The following is a 14,901-nucleotide window of genomic DNA, read 5'->3' on the forward strand; positions in this document are numbered from 1 at the left end:
TTCTGCGGGTTACGACCTGTCGTCCCCCACGACGCGTCGGCCCAGCCTGTGGTCGCCGTCGTCCGCACCCGGTCCCCCGACCGGGCACTACCCACGTTAGAGCGCGCGCGCCCGGCGTCGCTCCCCCCAAGTCGCGGGGCGTGAGCGCGACCGAACGGATGCCGGGTCAGCCGCGGATGGCGTCGCGCAGCAGCGCCATGAGCGCCTCGAGCTGCACGTTCGACTCCGCCACGACCTCGTCGTCCGAGCCGTCGAGGGCGCGCGCCGCGAGCCCCGCCTTCGCGTCGATGAGCTCCGCGATCTTCGCGTCGATCGTGTGCGCGGCGATGATGCGCCACGCCGTCACGGGCGTCTCCTGGCCGATGCGGTGCACGCGGTCGATCGCCTGCGTCTGCTCGGCGCTCGTCCAGCTGAGCTCGGCGAGCACGACGTTGGAGGCGACCTGCAGGTTGAGGCCGACGCCGGCCGCGGTGAGCGAGGCCACCACGACCTGCACCTCCGGGTCGTTCGTGAACGCGTCGATCGCCTCCTGGCGCGCCCGGGGGCTCTGCTCGCCGCGGATCGACACGCTGCGCACGCCGGCGCGCGCGAAGGCCTCCTCGGCCGCATCCATGACGTCGATGTGCTTCGCGAAGAACACCACCTTGCCGACGCTGCGGGCGAGCTGGATGGTGTAGTCGGCGGCGAGGCCGGCCTTCGCCTGGCCGATCTTGCGCACCATCGTGAACACGTTGTCGCCCGACTTCGCGCCCTTCGACTCCTCGAGCTCGGCGTGCGCCACGACCCGCACCAGGTCGTCGACGCTCGCGTCGGGCTTGAGGGCGCGCACGCGCCTGTACGTCTCGAGCAGGCGGGCGGTGAGGGCGCGCTCCGCCGCGCGCACGCTGCGGCCCAGCTCGTCGTCGAGCTCGACGGGCAGGTCCGCGATGCGGCGCGCCGGGATGTCGGCCGCGACATCCTCCTTCTTGCGGCGCACGATTCCCATCTCGACGACGGCCGCGCGGGCCGCGGCGAAGAAGCCGGGATCCGTCGGCACGAGCTCGGTCTCCTCGAGCCTCGTCATGAGCGCGGGCAGCGGCTTCTTGTCGTCGATCCAGCCGAGGAACTGCCAGATCGCGCGGAAGTCGTCGATGTCGTTGATGAGCGGCGTGCCGGTGAGCGCGATGAACAGCGCCCGCGGCTGCGCGGAACGGATGGCGCGGCTAAGCGCGAGCACGTGCTTGCTGCGCTCGCTCTTCAGGTTCTTGATGAAGTGCGCCTCGTCGACCACCATGCCCTTGAAGCCGAACCGGCTGAGCCAGCCGACGTGCCGGTCGAGGATCTCGTAGTTGACGATGACGACGTCGCTGTACGCGTCGATCGTCTCGCCGTCGCCCATCACGACCGTCGCCCGGCGACCCGGCGTCCACTTCTCGACCTCGCGCGCCCAGTTCGTCTTGACGACGTTGGGCACGACGACGAGCAGCGGGTACGAGTTCGTGACGGATGCCGCGATGAGGGACTGCGCCGTCTTGCCGAGACCCGGCTCGTCGGCGAGCAGGAAGGTGCGGTGCCCGCTGCGGGCCTCCTCGACGAAGCGCGCCTGGTGGCGCATGAGCTCGACCCCGCCCGGCGTGGTGAGGCTGACGGCCTCGGGCAGCCGCATGGTCGCGGCCCCGCCGCCGGCGCCGTACTCGAAGGAGCGGAACAGCGGCTCGATGAGCTCCCAGTTGCCGAGGCGCCCGCTCACCGGCGCCGGCGCCTGGAAGGCGGTGAAGTCGGGGGCCAGGAACGGGTTCGCCATCTGCATGCGGCGCACGGCGTCGGGCACGACCTGCTTCTCGACGCTCTTGTCGACCGGCACGACCTCGGTCGCGATGACGAGCTCGTCGGGACTCAGCTCGACACCCGCGGCGAGCAGCAGGTCGCGGCGCAGCGCCCTCGCGGCCGCGGTCACGGGCGCATCGTCCGCGAGCATCGAGATGAGGCTCGTGTCCCGGGCTGCGGTCTTCGCGAGGATGCCGGCGAGACCGTCCAGGCGCTTCTGCTCGTTGCCGCGCTCCGCATCCGTCAGCGACGCGTCGTTCTTGACCCGGGCGCGCTCCTCGCGCAGCAGCAGCGTCGCCACCTGGAACCGCGCGCGGTTCGCGGGCTTGAGCGGACCGCGCTGCACGGCGGTCTCGACCTCGCGGGCGGTGCGCGCGAGCACGGGAATGACCCCGCCCTCGTCGTGCTGACGGCGGCGCGCGCTCGTGCGCGTGGAGGCTCCGGCACCGCTCATGCGGCGAGAACCACGTCGGGCCTGGTCGGCCATACCTCTCCTCTTCGGTCGGCGCGATCGCCGACCGGGGTGCGTACTCGGGTGTGCCGACGTGGACGCGGACCACGCCGGACGATGGACTCGCGAGCCAGACCCCCGACGGGGAACCTTCGGGGTGGAGCGAATCCGTTACCCATGCTACCGCGCCCCGGGGCGGTTCGCGCGCACGACCCGGTCATGACATTCGTCACGGCAGAACCGTGACGATCGTGTGCGCCACAGCGCGGCGGGTCGGCGTTGGATGGCAGCATGACCACCACCTCCCTCCCCCCGGCGCGCGAGCGAGCCGCAACCGGCGTGCCGGCGGCGCCCGTCGCGGCGCGCGGGCTGCACAAGCGATACGGCCGGGTGCACGCCGTCAACGGCATCGACCTCTCGATCGAGCCCGGCGAGATCGTCGCCTTCCTCGGGCCGAACGGCGCGGGCAAGACCACCACGATCGACATGCTCCTCGGCCTCGCCAAGCCCGACGAGGGCAGCATCGACATCTACGGCATGAGCCCTCGCCAGGCGATCGCGCGCGGCCTGGTGTCCGCCGTGATGCAGACCGGCGGGCTGCTGCAGGACATCACGGTGCGCGAGACCGTGCAGCTCACCGCGACCCTGTTCGCCAGCGCGCGACCGGTCGACGAGGTGCTCGCCCGGGCCGGCATCCTCGAGATCGGCGACCGCATCGTCAAGAAGTGCTCGGGCGGCCAGCAGCAGCGCCTGCGGTTCGCGATGGCGCTGCTCTCCGACCCGGGGCTGCTCATCCTCGACGAGCCGACCACGGGCATGGACGTGGAGGGCCGGCGCGAGTTCTGGTCGGCGATCCGGGCGGATGCCGAGCGCGGCCGCACCGTCATCTTCGCCACGCACTACCTCGACGAGGCCGACGCCTACGCCGATCGCATCGTGCTGGTGCGCCACGGCGAGATCGTCGCGGACGGCAGCGCCGCCGAGATCAAGGCGCTCGCCGCCGGCCGCGTCGTGCGGGCATCCGTCGCGGGTGTCGACGAGCGCACGCTGCGCGCACTGCCCGGTGTCGACTCCGTGGACGTGCGGGGCGACCGGGTGCTCGTGCGCACGAAGGACTCGGATGCCGTCGCGCGCTACCTGCTCACCGCGACCGACGCGCGGGACCTCGAGATCACCTCCCACAACCTGGAGGAGGCGTTCGTCGCGCTCACCTCCGACCCCGACCGGCGAACCGACGACGAAGGGCCCTCCGCATGAGCACCATCGCCCCCGCTCCCGAGCGCAGCGTCCCCGCGCTCGGCGGCTTCAACCTCACGTTCCTCGGCATCGAGTTCCGTCGCCGGATGCGCAACCGCCGCACCCTGGTCTTCACGCTCGTGCTGCCGGTCGCCCTGTTCCTGCTCGTCGGCATGCCCTACCGCGACCAGCCGCTCACGGCCACCCCGATCGCGCAGGGCGGGCAGAGCGTCGCCGCGTACATCCTCATCTCGATGGCCGTGTACGGCGCCATGGTGGCATCCACCTCGGCGGGCGGCGCGGTCGCCGTCGAGCGCGCGACGGGCTGGAGCCGCCAGCTGCGGCTGACGCCGCTGAACCCGGTCGCCTACATCGCGATCAAGGTGCTGTCGGCCCTCGTGCTCGGCCTCATCTCCGTGCTCGCGACGTTCGCCGCCGGCCTCGCCGTGGGGGTGCGGATGTCGCTGGCGGTCTGGATCCTGTCCGGCCTGACCGCGTGGCTCGGCTCGCTCGTGTTCACCGCCCTCGGCCTGTTCATCGGCTACCTCGTGCCCTCGGAGAACGTCATGCAGTTCCTCGGGCCGATCCTCGCCGTCCTCGCCCTGTTCGGCGGCCTGTTCACACCGCTGAACCAGTTCCCCGAGCTCGTGCAGGACATCGCCCGGTGGACCCCCGTGTACGGGCTCGGCGAGATCGCGCGGGCGCCGCTGACCGGCGAGGCCTTCGACGGCTTCGCCGTGCTCAACATCCTGGCCTGGCTCGTCATCTTCTCGGTGGGCGCGGCGCTCGTGTTCCGGCGCGACACGAAACGGGTCTGAGCATCGAAGGTATCCTCGCTCGCGTGGACGATCGGCAGCGCTTCCGGGGCATCGGCCCCGGCTCGCCGTCGCCGGGCGTCCGCGCGAGCCTGGTCAGCGTCGGGGCGCGCAAGTGGTACTTCGGCGCGCTGATCGGTCTGTCCTGGACCGTCAACATCGCCGTCGACGTCGTGCCGCACCTCGACCGCGCCGAGGTGGGCGTGTTCCTCGCGACCGTGATCGCGTTCGCGGTGCTGTTCGCCGTGATCCCGCCGATCAACTGGGCGCTGCCGTCCCGCATCCGGCTGCTGCTGCCGACCGGGCTGCTCGCGTTCTCGTTCGTGTTCTGGCCGCTCATGGGCCCGCACCTCTACTCGTTCTGGGTGTACGTCGGCGTGTGCGCGGCGATGAGCCTGGTCGGCTTCGGCGCGATGCTCGGATACGTGGCGGCGGTCACCGCCCTCACGATCGGGTTCGGCTGGCTGGCCGGGCTCGCCGGCGACGCGCTGTTCTACTACCCGGCGACGACCGCATCCGTGTCGCTCATGATGGCCGCGTTCGCGCGCGTGCTCGGCAGCATGAACCAGCTGCGCGCGACGCAGGCCGAGATGGCCCGGCTCGCGGTCGAGCAGGAGCGCACCCGGGTCGCGCGGGACATGCACGACATCCTCGGGCACTCGCTCACGGTGATCACCGTGAAGGCGGAGCTCGCCGGGCGGCTCGTCGAGTCCGACCCGCGCGGCGCCGCGCGCGAGATCGCCGAGGTCGAGGCGCTCGCCCGCGGGGCGCTCGCCGACGTGCGCACCACCGTGGCGGGCTACCGCGGGGTCAGCATCGCCTCGGAGCTGGCCAACGCCCGGCAGGCGCTCGAGGCCGCGGGCATCGAGCCCGACCTGCCCGGCACGGTGGACGCGGTCCCGGCCGAGCGGCGCGAGCTGTTCGGCTGGGTCGTGCGCGAGGGCGTCACGAACGTCGTGCGCCACTCGCGGGCGCGGCACTGCACCGTGCAGCTCGGGCCGGACTTCGTCGAGGTCGTGGACGACGGCCGCGGCGCGAGCGGGCAGCGCACCGGAACGGGCCTCGCCGGTCTCGACGAGCGCGCCACGGCGGCCGGCGCGCGAATGACGGCCGGCGCCCTGCCCGACGGCGGCTACCGGCTGCGGGTGAGCACGTGATCCGGCTGCTCGTGGCCGACGACCAGGCGCTCGTGCGCGGCGCGCTCGTCGCGCTGCTCTCGCTCGAGTCCGACATCGAGGTCGTCGCCGAGACCGGCCGGGGCGACGAGGTGGTGGATGCCGCGCTCGCGTCGCAGCCGGACGTCGCCCTGCTCGACGTGGAGATGCCCGGGCTCGACGGCATCGCGGCGGCGGCCGCACTCCAGCGGGCGCTGCCGGACTGCCGCGTGCTCATGGTCACCACGTTCGGCCGCCCGGGCTACCTGCGGCGCGCGATGCTCGCCGGCGCGTCGGGGTTCGTCGTCAAGGACACCCCCGCCCGTCAGCTCGCGGACGCCGTGCGCCGGGTCGCGCGGGGACTGCGGGTGGTCGATCCGGCGCTCGCCGCCGAGTCCCTCACGGCCGGCGACTCACCGCTCACCGAGCGCGAGGCGGACGTGCTGTCCGTGGCGCGCACGGGAGGCTCGGTCGCCGACATCGCCCGGTCGCTGCACATCTCCGAGGGCACCGTGCGCAACTACCTCTCGAGCGCGATCGGCAAGACGAACGCGCGCAACCGCGCGGATGCCGTGCTCATCGCGGAGTCGAACGGCTGGCTGTAGCGGCGACACCGTCACTCGACGTTCACGTGCAGTTTTGCGACACGCAATGTTTCGTGCATGTTACGGATCGGGTAGCGTGCTGTGCTTGTGCGTATGACCCGCGTCGCCGAGCACCCGCGACCCGACCACTTCCTCCTGCACTTCAGCGACACCCACCTCGTCGGTGACGGCACGCTCTACGACTCCGTGGACAGCGAGGCGCACCTGCGCCGGCTGCTCGAGGGCGTCGAGGCGGCGCACGGCCGCCCCGAGGCCATGGTGTTCACCGGCGACCTCGCCGACCGCGGCGAGCCCGAGGCGTACGACCGGCTGCGCCGGCTCGTCGAGCCCGTCGCCGAGCGCCTCGGCACCGAGGTGGTCTGGGTGATGGGCAACCACGACGACCGCGCCGCGTTCCGCGAGGGGCTGCTCGACCAGGCGGGCAGCGCCGCACCCGTCGACCGCGTGCACTGGTTCGGCGGTCTGCGCCTCGTCGTGCTCGACTCCACCGTGCCCGGGCACCACCACGGCCGGATCACCGGCGCGCAGCTCGACTGGCTCGCCGAGGAGCTCGCGACCTCGGCGCCGCACGGCACGATCCTCGCGATGCACCATCCGCCCGTGCCGTCGATGCTCGACCTCGCCATGACCGTCGAGCTGCGCGACCAGGCGTCGCTCGCCGAGGTGCTGCAGGGCACCGACGTGCGCAGCATCCTCGCCGGGCACCTGCACTACTCCTCCACGGCGCTGTTCGCGGGCATCCCCGTCTCGGTCGCGTCCGCGACGTGCTACACGCAGGACCTCACGGTCGCCGCGGGCGGCACGCGCCCCCGCGACGGTGCGCAGGCCTACAACCTCGTGCACGTCTACGACTCGACCGTGCTGCACTCGGTCGTGCCGCTCGGCGGGCAGGCCGCGCTGAGCTACTCCAGCCCGGCCGAGTCGGCCGCCGTGCTCGCGCGCGAGGGCATCGTCGTGCCGCCGTCGCGCGCGGCGCTCGTGCCCGCGGATGCCCCGCTCACCACCGCCGACCTGCTCGAGCCCGTCTCGGCCTGAGCGCGCCGCCCGGGCCCGCGACCCGCTAGCGCCCGCCGACCGCGAGCGGCGCGGAAGCGGCATCCGCGCGCTCCCACGGTGCGCGGATGCCGAAGTAGCGATCGAGGAAGCCGCGCACGAGCATCGAGCGCTCCTCGGCGGACACCTCCGGGAAGCTGCCGTCGTTGAGGCAGAACATGTCGTGGTCGCGCTTCGCGAGCAGGCGGTCCATCGCGGCGAGCCCCGCGCGCGAGGTCGTGTCGATGTACTTCACGCGCGCCGCGTCGTTGATGCTCGCCCGGCCCGTCAGCAGCGCGTAGTAGTGGTAGAGCGAGTTCGTCACCGAGATGTCGGTCGCGCTGCGGAACGGGCTCGCCGCGGTGCGCGCGAAGTCGACCGCGAACTCGGCCTCGAGCTCGCGCACGACGGCCTTCGAGAACGGCGCCGCGCAGTGCTCGAGGTGCCGCGTGATCGTGACCCCGTAGCGGTCCTCGATGAGGGCCCGGTTCACGCGCGCCGAGTTCTCGAAGCCGCTGCGGGTGCGGTCGGGCGCGCCGAGGCCGATGCGGGTCGTCGCCGGCACCCAGCGCGTGCCGCCGCCCGGTGTGAAGAACATCTCCGGCGCCACCGGCCGGCCGAAGAACATGTCGTCGTTCGAGTACAGGTAGTGGTCGGCGAGCCCGTCGATGCGGTGCAACTGGCTCTCGACGCCCTGCGAGTTGTGGGTCGGCAGCACGCCGCGGTCGCCGAAGAACTCCTCGCTGCGCACGATCGTCACCCGATCGTCCGCGGCCAGCCAGGAGGGCGCCGGCGAGTCGGTCGCGATGAAGACGCGGCGCACCCACGGGGCGAACAGGTGCACGCTGCGCAGCGCGTAGCGCAGCTCGTCGATCTGCCGGTAGCGCGCCGCGTGGTCGTCGCCCTCGCCGACGACGTAGCTCGCCATCCGCGCGGCTCTCGCGCGCTGGAACTCGACGTCGGTGCCGTCGACCCAGGAGAACACCATGTCGACGTCGAACGACACCCGGTCGCTCGTCGGGCGGAACATCGGCGCGATCGTGCGCCAGGTGCGCCCGTGCCGCACGACGGTCGTGAGCCGCACCTCGCCGCGCGGCAGCACGCGGCGGGTGAGCGCGTTCTCCACGGGCGGCTCGACGAGGTGGTCGTCCCAGCGCCAGAACTCGAGTTGCACGGCCTGCTTCGCACCGTAGGCGAGGCCGCCGACCGGCTCGACGCGCGGACGGAACAGACGGATGACGCGGGGCTTGCCGCGCTCCGCGAGCCGGCCGTCGGCGAGCGGCACCGCCGCCTGCCCGCGCGCCTTGGCGTAGAACGGCTCGTGACCGAGCGCGGCGACGAGGACGCCTCGCACGTGCCCTCGCTCGGCGGCGTCCACGGCGATCACCGGACGATCGCCCGAGCCCTCGACGAGCAGCAGCTCGATGCCGGCGCTCTCCAGCGCGTCGGCGACCGCGAGCAGGTCGGCGCGCGTCGCCTCGGCGGGCGTCATCGACCCGTTGACGAGGGTCAGGCGGCCCTTGCGGCGCACGAGCGTCGGACGGTGCGCCGAGGGATGCGCGGCGCGACCGCGCGGCGGCACCGCGGCCACGGGGCGCAGACCGGTGCGGCGCGTCGGCGTGCCGTCCTCGTCCGAACCCCGTGTCATCCGCCCATCGTAGGCACGCGGAGATTTCCGCGGCGTTTCGAGTACACCGGCCCGCGCCCGCCGACGCGGACCCGGGTCCTAGGGTGGGGACCGTGGACCCCGTCGATCGCTTCCGCGACCTGCTGCGCATCCCGACCGTGCACCCCGAGGCGGGCGGCGACTGGGCCGAGCACGAGCGCTTCGTGGCGCGCCTCGCCGAGCTCTATCCGGCGCTGCACGCGGCCCTCGAGCGCGAGCGCGTCGATCGCTCCGTGCTGTTCCGCTGGCGCGGCGCGTCGGCCGAGCGGCCGACCGTGCTCATGGCGCACTACGACGTCGTGCCGGCCGCGGGCGCCGAGGGCTGGACGCATCCGCCGTTCGCCGCCGACCTCGACGCCGCGGGCGTCATCTGGGGCCGCGGCACGATCGACGACAAGGGCGAGCTCGTCGCGATCCTCGAGGCCGTCGAGACGCTCGTCGGCGAGGGCTTCGTACCCGCCAACGACGTGTACCTGAGCTTCGGCCACGACGAGGAGAGCCACGGCACGGGGGCGCGCGCGATCGTCGACGAGCTCGAGCGCCGCGGCATCCGTCCCGCGCTCGTCGTCGACGAGGGCGGCGCCGTCGTCGACGACGTGTTCCCCGGGGTCGATCGGCCGATCGCGGCGATCGGCGTGAGCGAGAAGGGCATCGCCAACGTGCTGCTCACGGTCGAGCAGGACGGCGGCCACGCGTCCACTCCCCCGGCGATGGCCGCGACCGTGCGGATCGCGCGCGCCGTCGAGCGGCTCGAACGGCATCCGTTCCCGGCCCGGCTCGACCCGCCGGTGCGCGCCATGCTCGCGGGCATCGGGCCGCACGCGCGCGGCGTGCAGGGCTGGGCGTTCCGGCACCTCGGGCTCACCGCCGGGCTCGTCACGCGGCTCATGGCGCGGATGGGGCCGGAGACGCGCGCGATGGTGCGCACCACGATGGCGGTCACCCAGCTCGGCGGCAGCGCCGCGGCGAACGTGCTCGCCGAGCGCGCCACGGCCACCGTCAACGTGCGCATCGCGACGTCGTCGAGCCTCGCCGCGGTCGGGGCGCGCGTGCGGCGCGTCATCGACGACCCGCTCGTGCGCGTCGAGCTCGTGCACACGACCGAGCCGTCGCCGGTCTCACCCGCCGCGGGACCGGCCTGGGACGCCGTGCGCGGCGCGGTCGAGGCCGCGTTCCCGGATGCCGTGCCGGTGCCGTACGTGATGTTCGCCGCATCCGACGCCCGCCAGTTCACCCGCATCAGCGACCACGTCTACCGGTTCTGCGGGATGCGGATGACGCGGGCCGAGCGCGCCGGGCTGCACGCGATCGACGAGCGCGTCCGGGTGTCGAGCTGGCTGGAGACGATCGCGTTCTACACGGCGCTCGTGCGCGCGGTCTGACCCGCGCCGCGCGCCCGGCCCGGTGCGCGCGATCGCCGCGGCGGGAGACCGTTAGGCTGACGCCGTGAGCCCGGTCGCTGCTGCCTGTCCCCGTCGCGCGCGAGGCCGCGCATGACCCCGCCGATCATCGCCGACCCGACCGCTCTCGCGCTCGGCGTCGACCTCGGCGGCACGAAGGTCGAGGCGGCCCTCGTCGACCCCGACGGCGTCGTCGTGCCCGGCACCCGGTTCCGCGCCCCGACGGGCCGGGCGTCGTCGAGCGAGCAGCTCGCGGCGTCCGTGCGCGAGGTCGTCGGCGGCGCGCTCGCCGCACTGCCGGCCGGCTCCGTTCTACTCGGGGTCGGCATCGGCTCCGCCGGTCCGATCGCCGTCGACCGCGGACTCGTGTCGCCCCTCAACCTGCCGTCGTGGCGCGACTACCCGCTGCGCGACCTCGTGCTCTCGATCGTGCCGGACGGCACACCGGTCACACTGCGCATGGACGGCCAGTGCATCGCGCTCGCCGAGCACTGGGTGGGCGCCGGCCAGGGCGTCGACAACCTGATGGGCATGATCGTGTCCACCGGCATCGGCGGCGGGCTCATCCTCGGCGGCGTGGTCGTGCCCGGTCCGACGGGCAACGCGGGCCACATCGGCCACGTCGAGGTCGGCGGATTCGACGACGTCTGCGACTGCGGCGGCATCGGCTGCGTCGAGGGCATCGCCTCCGGTCCCAAGACCGTCGCGTGGGCGCGGCGCCGGGGTTTCACGGGTGCCACCGGCGAGGAGCTCGCGGCCGCATACGCCGCGGGCGACCCGATCGCGGCCGCCGCGGTCGAGCGCGCCGGCCGCGCGATCGGGCAGTCGATAGCGTCGGCGACCGCACTCGTCGACCTCGACGTCATCGCCATCGGCGGCGGCTTCAGCCACGTCACGCCCGACATCTTCGAGCACATCAACCGCGCGATCGCGGGGCGCGTGCAGTTCGGCTTCGTGACGAAGGCGCGCGCGGTGCCGTCGGCGCTCTCGGGCGAGGGTCCGCTCATCGGCGCGGCGGCGCTCATCCACCGCGCCGAGCACGTCGGCTAGTTCGAGCGGGCCCTCTCCCGGTCTGCGAGATCAGGGCGCGACGACATCCACCTTCAGACCGGTTCGCTTGTCCACGCCGTTCGCGTGGAAGACCTGATTGCCATCCTCCGGGTCGGTCACGTAGAACGAGGCGAAGGCGTGCGAGGCCGAGTACACCTTGATGCGGTAGTTGCCCTTCAGAACGTCGAAGTAGAACCTCGGGCCGGGAACGAGTGCGTACTTCTTGTCGGAGGAGATCGATTCCGCGCTGATGCGCACGTCGGTGCCCTTGACGGCCTTCCCGTTCTTCGTGACGGTCCCGGTGATACGGGACCGCTCCCCGATGACCTCGCGCACACCCGTGTGCTTCTCACCGCTGGCGAGCACGATCCTCTCAGCAGCCGCGAACGACGTCGCGTCACCCAACCACTCCGCGTGGAAGTACTTGGTGGAACCGCAACCGCCGTCGCACTGACGGTGCCCGACCGTGTCGCCGAACCTGATCGAGTAGGTGCCGGCAGCCGTCCCTGACAGGAAGAATTCGCCGGCGGAGTTCGTGCGCGTCGTATAGACACGGCCAGACGTGCTCTCGGCCTTCACGCTGATGCCCGCTCTCGCCGTCGCACCCTTCTGACCGATCAGGGACGCGACCACCTTGCCCGTGATCGCGGCGGAGGGCGCCGATGCGTTCGCGGCAAGCGCGCCCGGACCGATGACCAGCGCAGCGCCCGTCGCGAAGACTACAACTGCCGTTGCTGCTCGCCCATTCCCGAACAACCTCGGGCTGCTAACGATTCTCACAATCTCCTCTGTTCAATGTGTTTGTGTTTGTCTCTCGTTTATTTGACATCTCAGAATTTCGGCGCATTCGCTACCACCTGATCGAGCAAATCTCCGCCCCCATTATCGAGTGCATACGCCCAGTTGCCATTGCCGAAGGCGAATCCCCCGGGATAACCATCGTAGTGCGTAAACCGCTCATACCAGCCGTCGGACATTGATTCACTACCCTTCGCGATGATTACCTCGCGATTTTGAGCGGCCTGATCGTCGGTAATAGGTCCATACGCGTAAAGAGCGAGCAACTCCCCGCCGGCCTCGCCCCAACCGCACGCTAGCCCACCCAATCGCACGAATTCGCCCATCGGACCGTCTTCAGCGGCCACCTTCTCTTCGTAGGCATCCGACGTCAACGAGAGTCCCTCTGCCGCGTATACGGAACGCGTCTTCGCGTCCAGCAGGCCGTTGCATTGGTCTTCGTACGAGGGTGCTGCCACGGTTTGACTCGACGCCAATCCGGAATCCGCCCCCGTAGCGGTTATTGCATTCCGATTCGCGCACCCTGCGAGCGACGCTGCCGCCACCAAAAGAGCCGCTCCAACTGCGACACATCTACTAATCATGATTATCGTTCCCAGACACAAGCGTCGAGTCGAGAGCAAGATGCGCATAAGCGACCTCTACTCCGTCGCCACCGCCACCCTGCACGAGGTACACGCCGTGGCAGCTCGCCTCATTGTCTCGCACGAGCATCCCACCACCCTTCACGGCGTGGACCGCGTGCGTGACGCCACCGGAACCCCAGTCCCACCCGGAATGAGTGGACGGATGAGAAGCGGTGCCGCTGCAATAGAAGCCTTGCGTGCTTGTCGGACTGAGCGAACTAGCCCACGGTGGGTCGTAGTCCACTCCGGTTGGGTTAGGCACCGTTGCGCAGGCCCAAGCGCTCGCGCTAAGCGGAGCCGCCACGAATACTCCCACGAAGGCAAGTACTGCCGCGGCTGCGGCCACGGCGGTCCGTCGAAGCGATCGACGACCTCTAGTCGATATCCGAGAATAGTTCTCCATGCACGGAGCGTGGCACTCTCGTCACGGTTTGTCAGCCCCCATTGAGCAGTGGCCGCAGTTCCTGCCAACCTGCTCAGCGAACTGCAAAATCCCTCGCGTGCACCATCTGATTGTGATAAACGTTCGCGCCCAGGTCGACATGGCGGCGAGCGCACCCCTCCTTCGCCCGCTCGGCGATGAGTTCAGCGGCGGATGCGACTGCATTGCGCCGAAATTACCGGGTCGAAACAAGATGGCTTCGAGGTGCCGGTTCGCTGTGCTCCCGAACTCCTCGAGGATACCTCCCGGGAGAGGAAATCGCTGAAGTGGTCATCGAGGCTGACCGAGGTGTTCTGCGCCACGGGGCCAAGTTACCAAGTCCTGGTACTTCGCGTCACCGCGAATGTGTGCGCGGCGGATTTCGAGACGCCGGCTCGCTGCGCTCGCGGGCTCCTCAACCAGCGAGGCCGAAGAGCCCGCGCACGCGCGCCTCGTCGGAGTGCATCTGGGTGACGAGCGAGTCGATGCCGTCGAAGCGCTGCATGGGGCGCACGTAGTCCACGAAGGCGACCTCGACCGGGCGGTCGTACAGGTCGATCGCCACGTCGAACAGGTGCGACTCGACCTGCTTCTCGGGCACGCCGTCGAACGTCGGGTTGTTGCCGACCGACGTGACCGAGGGGTACGCGACGCCGTCGACGATCGTGCGCGTCGCGTACACGCCGTCGCGCGGCACGAAGCCCTCGAGCTGCGGGTCGAGGTTCGCGGTCGGGTAGCCGAGCTCGCGGCCGCGCTTCGCGCCGTGCACGACGATCGAACGGATGCGGTGCTCGCGCCCCAGCAGGTCGGCGGCGGCCCGCGCGTCCCCGGCGTCGAGCAGCTCGCGCACCCACGTCGACGACGCCCGCCGTGGCCCGCCGGGGGCGTCCCCGTCGACCTCGTCGATGACCTCGACCGTGAAGCCGCGCGTCGCGCCGAGCTCGCGGAGCGTGTCGACGGTGCCCGAGCCGCGAGCGCCGAACCGGAAGTCGGATCCGACGAGCACGACGCGCGCGTCGAGGTGCGTGATGACGCGATCGACGAACTGCTCGGGCGACTGCTCGCTGAACGCGCGATCGAACCGGAGCACGAGCGTCGCGGCCATGCCCTGGTCGGCGAGCAGGTCGAGCTTCTGGGTGTTGCTGACGAGCGGCAGCGGGCACGCCTCGGGCCGCAGCAGGCTGAGCGGGTTGCGGTCGAACGTCACGGCGACCGGCGCGAGCCCGCGCTCGAGCGCGACCCCGCGCAGCCGGGCGAGCACGCGCTGGTGGCCGATGTGCACGCCGTCGAACTTGCCGATCGTGACGGCGGTCGGTCCGAGGCCCGCGGGCGCCGCATCCGCTCCGGTGAGCACGATCACGTCAGTCTCCCGACGCGGCGGCGGCCGCGGCCGGCACCGGTCGCGTGCGGCGCAGCCAGAACAGCCCGACGACCGGCAGCACGAGCGGCACGAACGCGTAGTACATCCCGTACACCGACCACACCGTCTTCTGCGGGAACAGCGACGGGTCGACGACCGTGAGCGTGCCGACGACGAGCACGAACAGCAGCTCGAAGCCGATCGTGATCACGGCGACGCGCCACCACGACTCGCGCGGGATCACGAGGGCGACCGTCGCGACGATGTAGACGACCGCGGCGAGCGCGGACAGCGAGTACGGCAGCGGCGCGCGCTCGAAGTCGGTGGCGAGCTGCAGCACGCTCCGCCCGGTGGCCGCGATCGCGAGCAGACCGTAGAGCACGATGAGCACCCGGCCGAAACCGCGCGCTCGTCGCGACAGCTGCGGCGCCTGCGGCGGGGTGGGGAGCGCGCTCATCGGGACACCAGCGTACCGAGCGCG

At 71.6% G+C, this 14,901-nt stretch carries 13 protein-coding genes; 7 read left to right on the plus strand and 6 right to left on the minus strand.

The window, feature by feature from the left end:
• Positions 1–166: 166 nt before the first annotated feature.
• Positions 167–2,260, minus strand: coding sequence for a DEAD/DEAH box helicase (locus QT381_RS06325; RefSeq protein WP_289247953.1), 2,094 nt, complete (start codon positions 2,258–2,260; stop codon positions 167–169).
• A 288-nt stretch (positions 2,261–2,548) separates the two neighbouring features.
• On the opposite strand from QT381_RS06325, the gene QT381_RS06330 reads away from it, so the two are divergent.
• The 5 genes from QT381_RS06330 to QT381_RS06350 all read left to right on the plus strand — a co-directional run bounded on the left by QT381_RS06330 (position 2,549) and on the right by QT381_RS06350 (position 7,102).
• The gene (locus tag QT381_RS06330) at positions 2,549–3,514 is read left to right on the plus strand and encodes an ABC transporter ATP-binding protein (protein ID WP_289247954.1); all 966 of its coding nucleotides are present in this window, start codon (positions 2,549–2,551) and stop codon (positions 3,512–3,514) included.
• Positions 3,511–4,311 (plus strand): ABC transporter permease, encoded by an 801-nt coding sequence (locus QT381_RS06335; protein WP_289247955.1) that lies wholly within the window; start codon positions 3,511–3,513, stop codon positions 4,309–4,311. The genes QT381_RS06330 and QT381_RS06335 overlap by 4 nt, the downstream gene beginning before the upstream one ends.
• A 23-nt stretch (positions 4,312–4,334) precedes the next feature.
• Complete coding sequence (locus QT381_RS06340) at positions 4,335–5,465, plus strand: sensor histidine kinase (protein ID WP_289247956.1); 1,131 nt, start codon at positions 4,335–4,337, stop codon at positions 5,463–5,465.
• On the plus strand, positions 5,462–6,067 hold the full coding sequence (locus QT381_RS06345; protein ID WP_289247958.1) for a response regulator transcription factor: 606 nt from the start codon (positions 5,462–5,464) through the stop codon (positions 6,065–6,067). Before QT381_RS06340 ends, QT381_RS06345 begins: the two co-directional genes overlap by 4 nt.
• A 93-nt stretch (positions 6,068–6,160) precedes the next feature.
• Positions 6,161–7,102: a phosphodiesterase gene (locus tag QT381_RS06350; protein WP_289247959.1), complete on the plus strand. Its 942-nt coding sequence runs from the start codon at positions 6,161–6,163 to the stop codon at positions 7,100–7,102.
• A 25-nt stretch (positions 7,103–7,127) separates the two neighbouring features.
• Here QT381_RS06350 and QT381_RS06355 read toward each other — a convergent pair whose 3' ends face one another.
• A complete protein-coding gene (locus QT381_RS06355; protein ID WP_289247961.1) occupies positions 7,128–8,747 on the minus strand; it encodes a stealth family protein in 1,620 nt (539 codons plus the stop codon).
• Positions 8,748–8,839: 92 nt separating this feature from the next.
• Between QT381_RS06355 and QT381_RS06360 the strand changes: the two genes are divergently transcribed.
• Positions 8,840–10,147, plus strand: a complete 1,308-nt coding sequence (locus QT381_RS06360; RefSeq protein ID WP_289247962.1) for a M20/M25/M40 family metallo-hydrolase — start codon at positions 8,840–8,842, stop codon at positions 10,145–10,147.
• A 111-nt stretch (positions 10,148–10,258) separates the two neighbouring features.
• Positions 10,259–11,215 carry an ROK family protein gene (locus QT381_RS06365; protein ID WP_289247964.1) on the plus strand — a complete coding sequence of 319 codons (957 nt, stop codon included), beginning with the start codon at positions 10,259–10,261 and terminating at the stop codon, positions 11,213–11,215.
• 30 nt (positions 11,216–11,245) lie between these two features.
• On the opposite strand, the gene QT381_RS06370 is transcribed toward QT381_RS06365, so the two are convergent.
• The 4 genes from QT381_RS06370 to QT381_RS06385 form a co-directional block, all read right to left on the minus strand.
• Positions 11,246–11,971 carry a carboxypeptidase-like regulatory domain-containing protein gene (locus QT381_RS06370; RefSeq protein WP_289247966.1) on the minus strand — a complete coding sequence of 242 codons (726 nt, stop codon included), beginning with the start codon at positions 11,969–11,971 and terminating at the stop codon, positions 11,246–11,248.
• Positions 11,972–12,045: 74 nt separating this feature from the next.
• Positions 12,046–12,471, minus strand: coding sequence for a hypothetical protein (locus QT381_RS06375; RefSeq protein ID WP_289247967.1), 426 nt, complete (start codon positions 12,469–12,471; stop codon positions 12,046–12,048).
• A gap of 1,004 nt (positions 12,472–13,475) precedes the next feature.
• Positions 13,476–14,420: a bifunctional riboflavin kinase/FAD synthetase gene (locus QT381_RS06380; RefSeq protein WP_289247969.1), complete on the minus strand. Its 945-nt coding sequence runs from the start codon at positions 14,418–14,420 to the stop codon at positions 13,476–13,478.
• Between the two features lies 1 nt (position 14,421).
• A complete protein-coding gene (locus QT381_RS06385; protein WP_289247970.1) occupies positions 14,422–14,877 on the minus strand; it encodes a hypothetical protein in 456 nt (151 codons plus the stop codon).
• Positions 14,878–14,901 lie beyond the last annotated feature (24 nt).

The organism is Galbitalea sp. SE-J8, assembly GCF_030345695.1.
GTDB lineage: Bacteria > Actinomycetota > Actinomycetes > Actinomycetales > Microbacteriaceae > JAUASV01.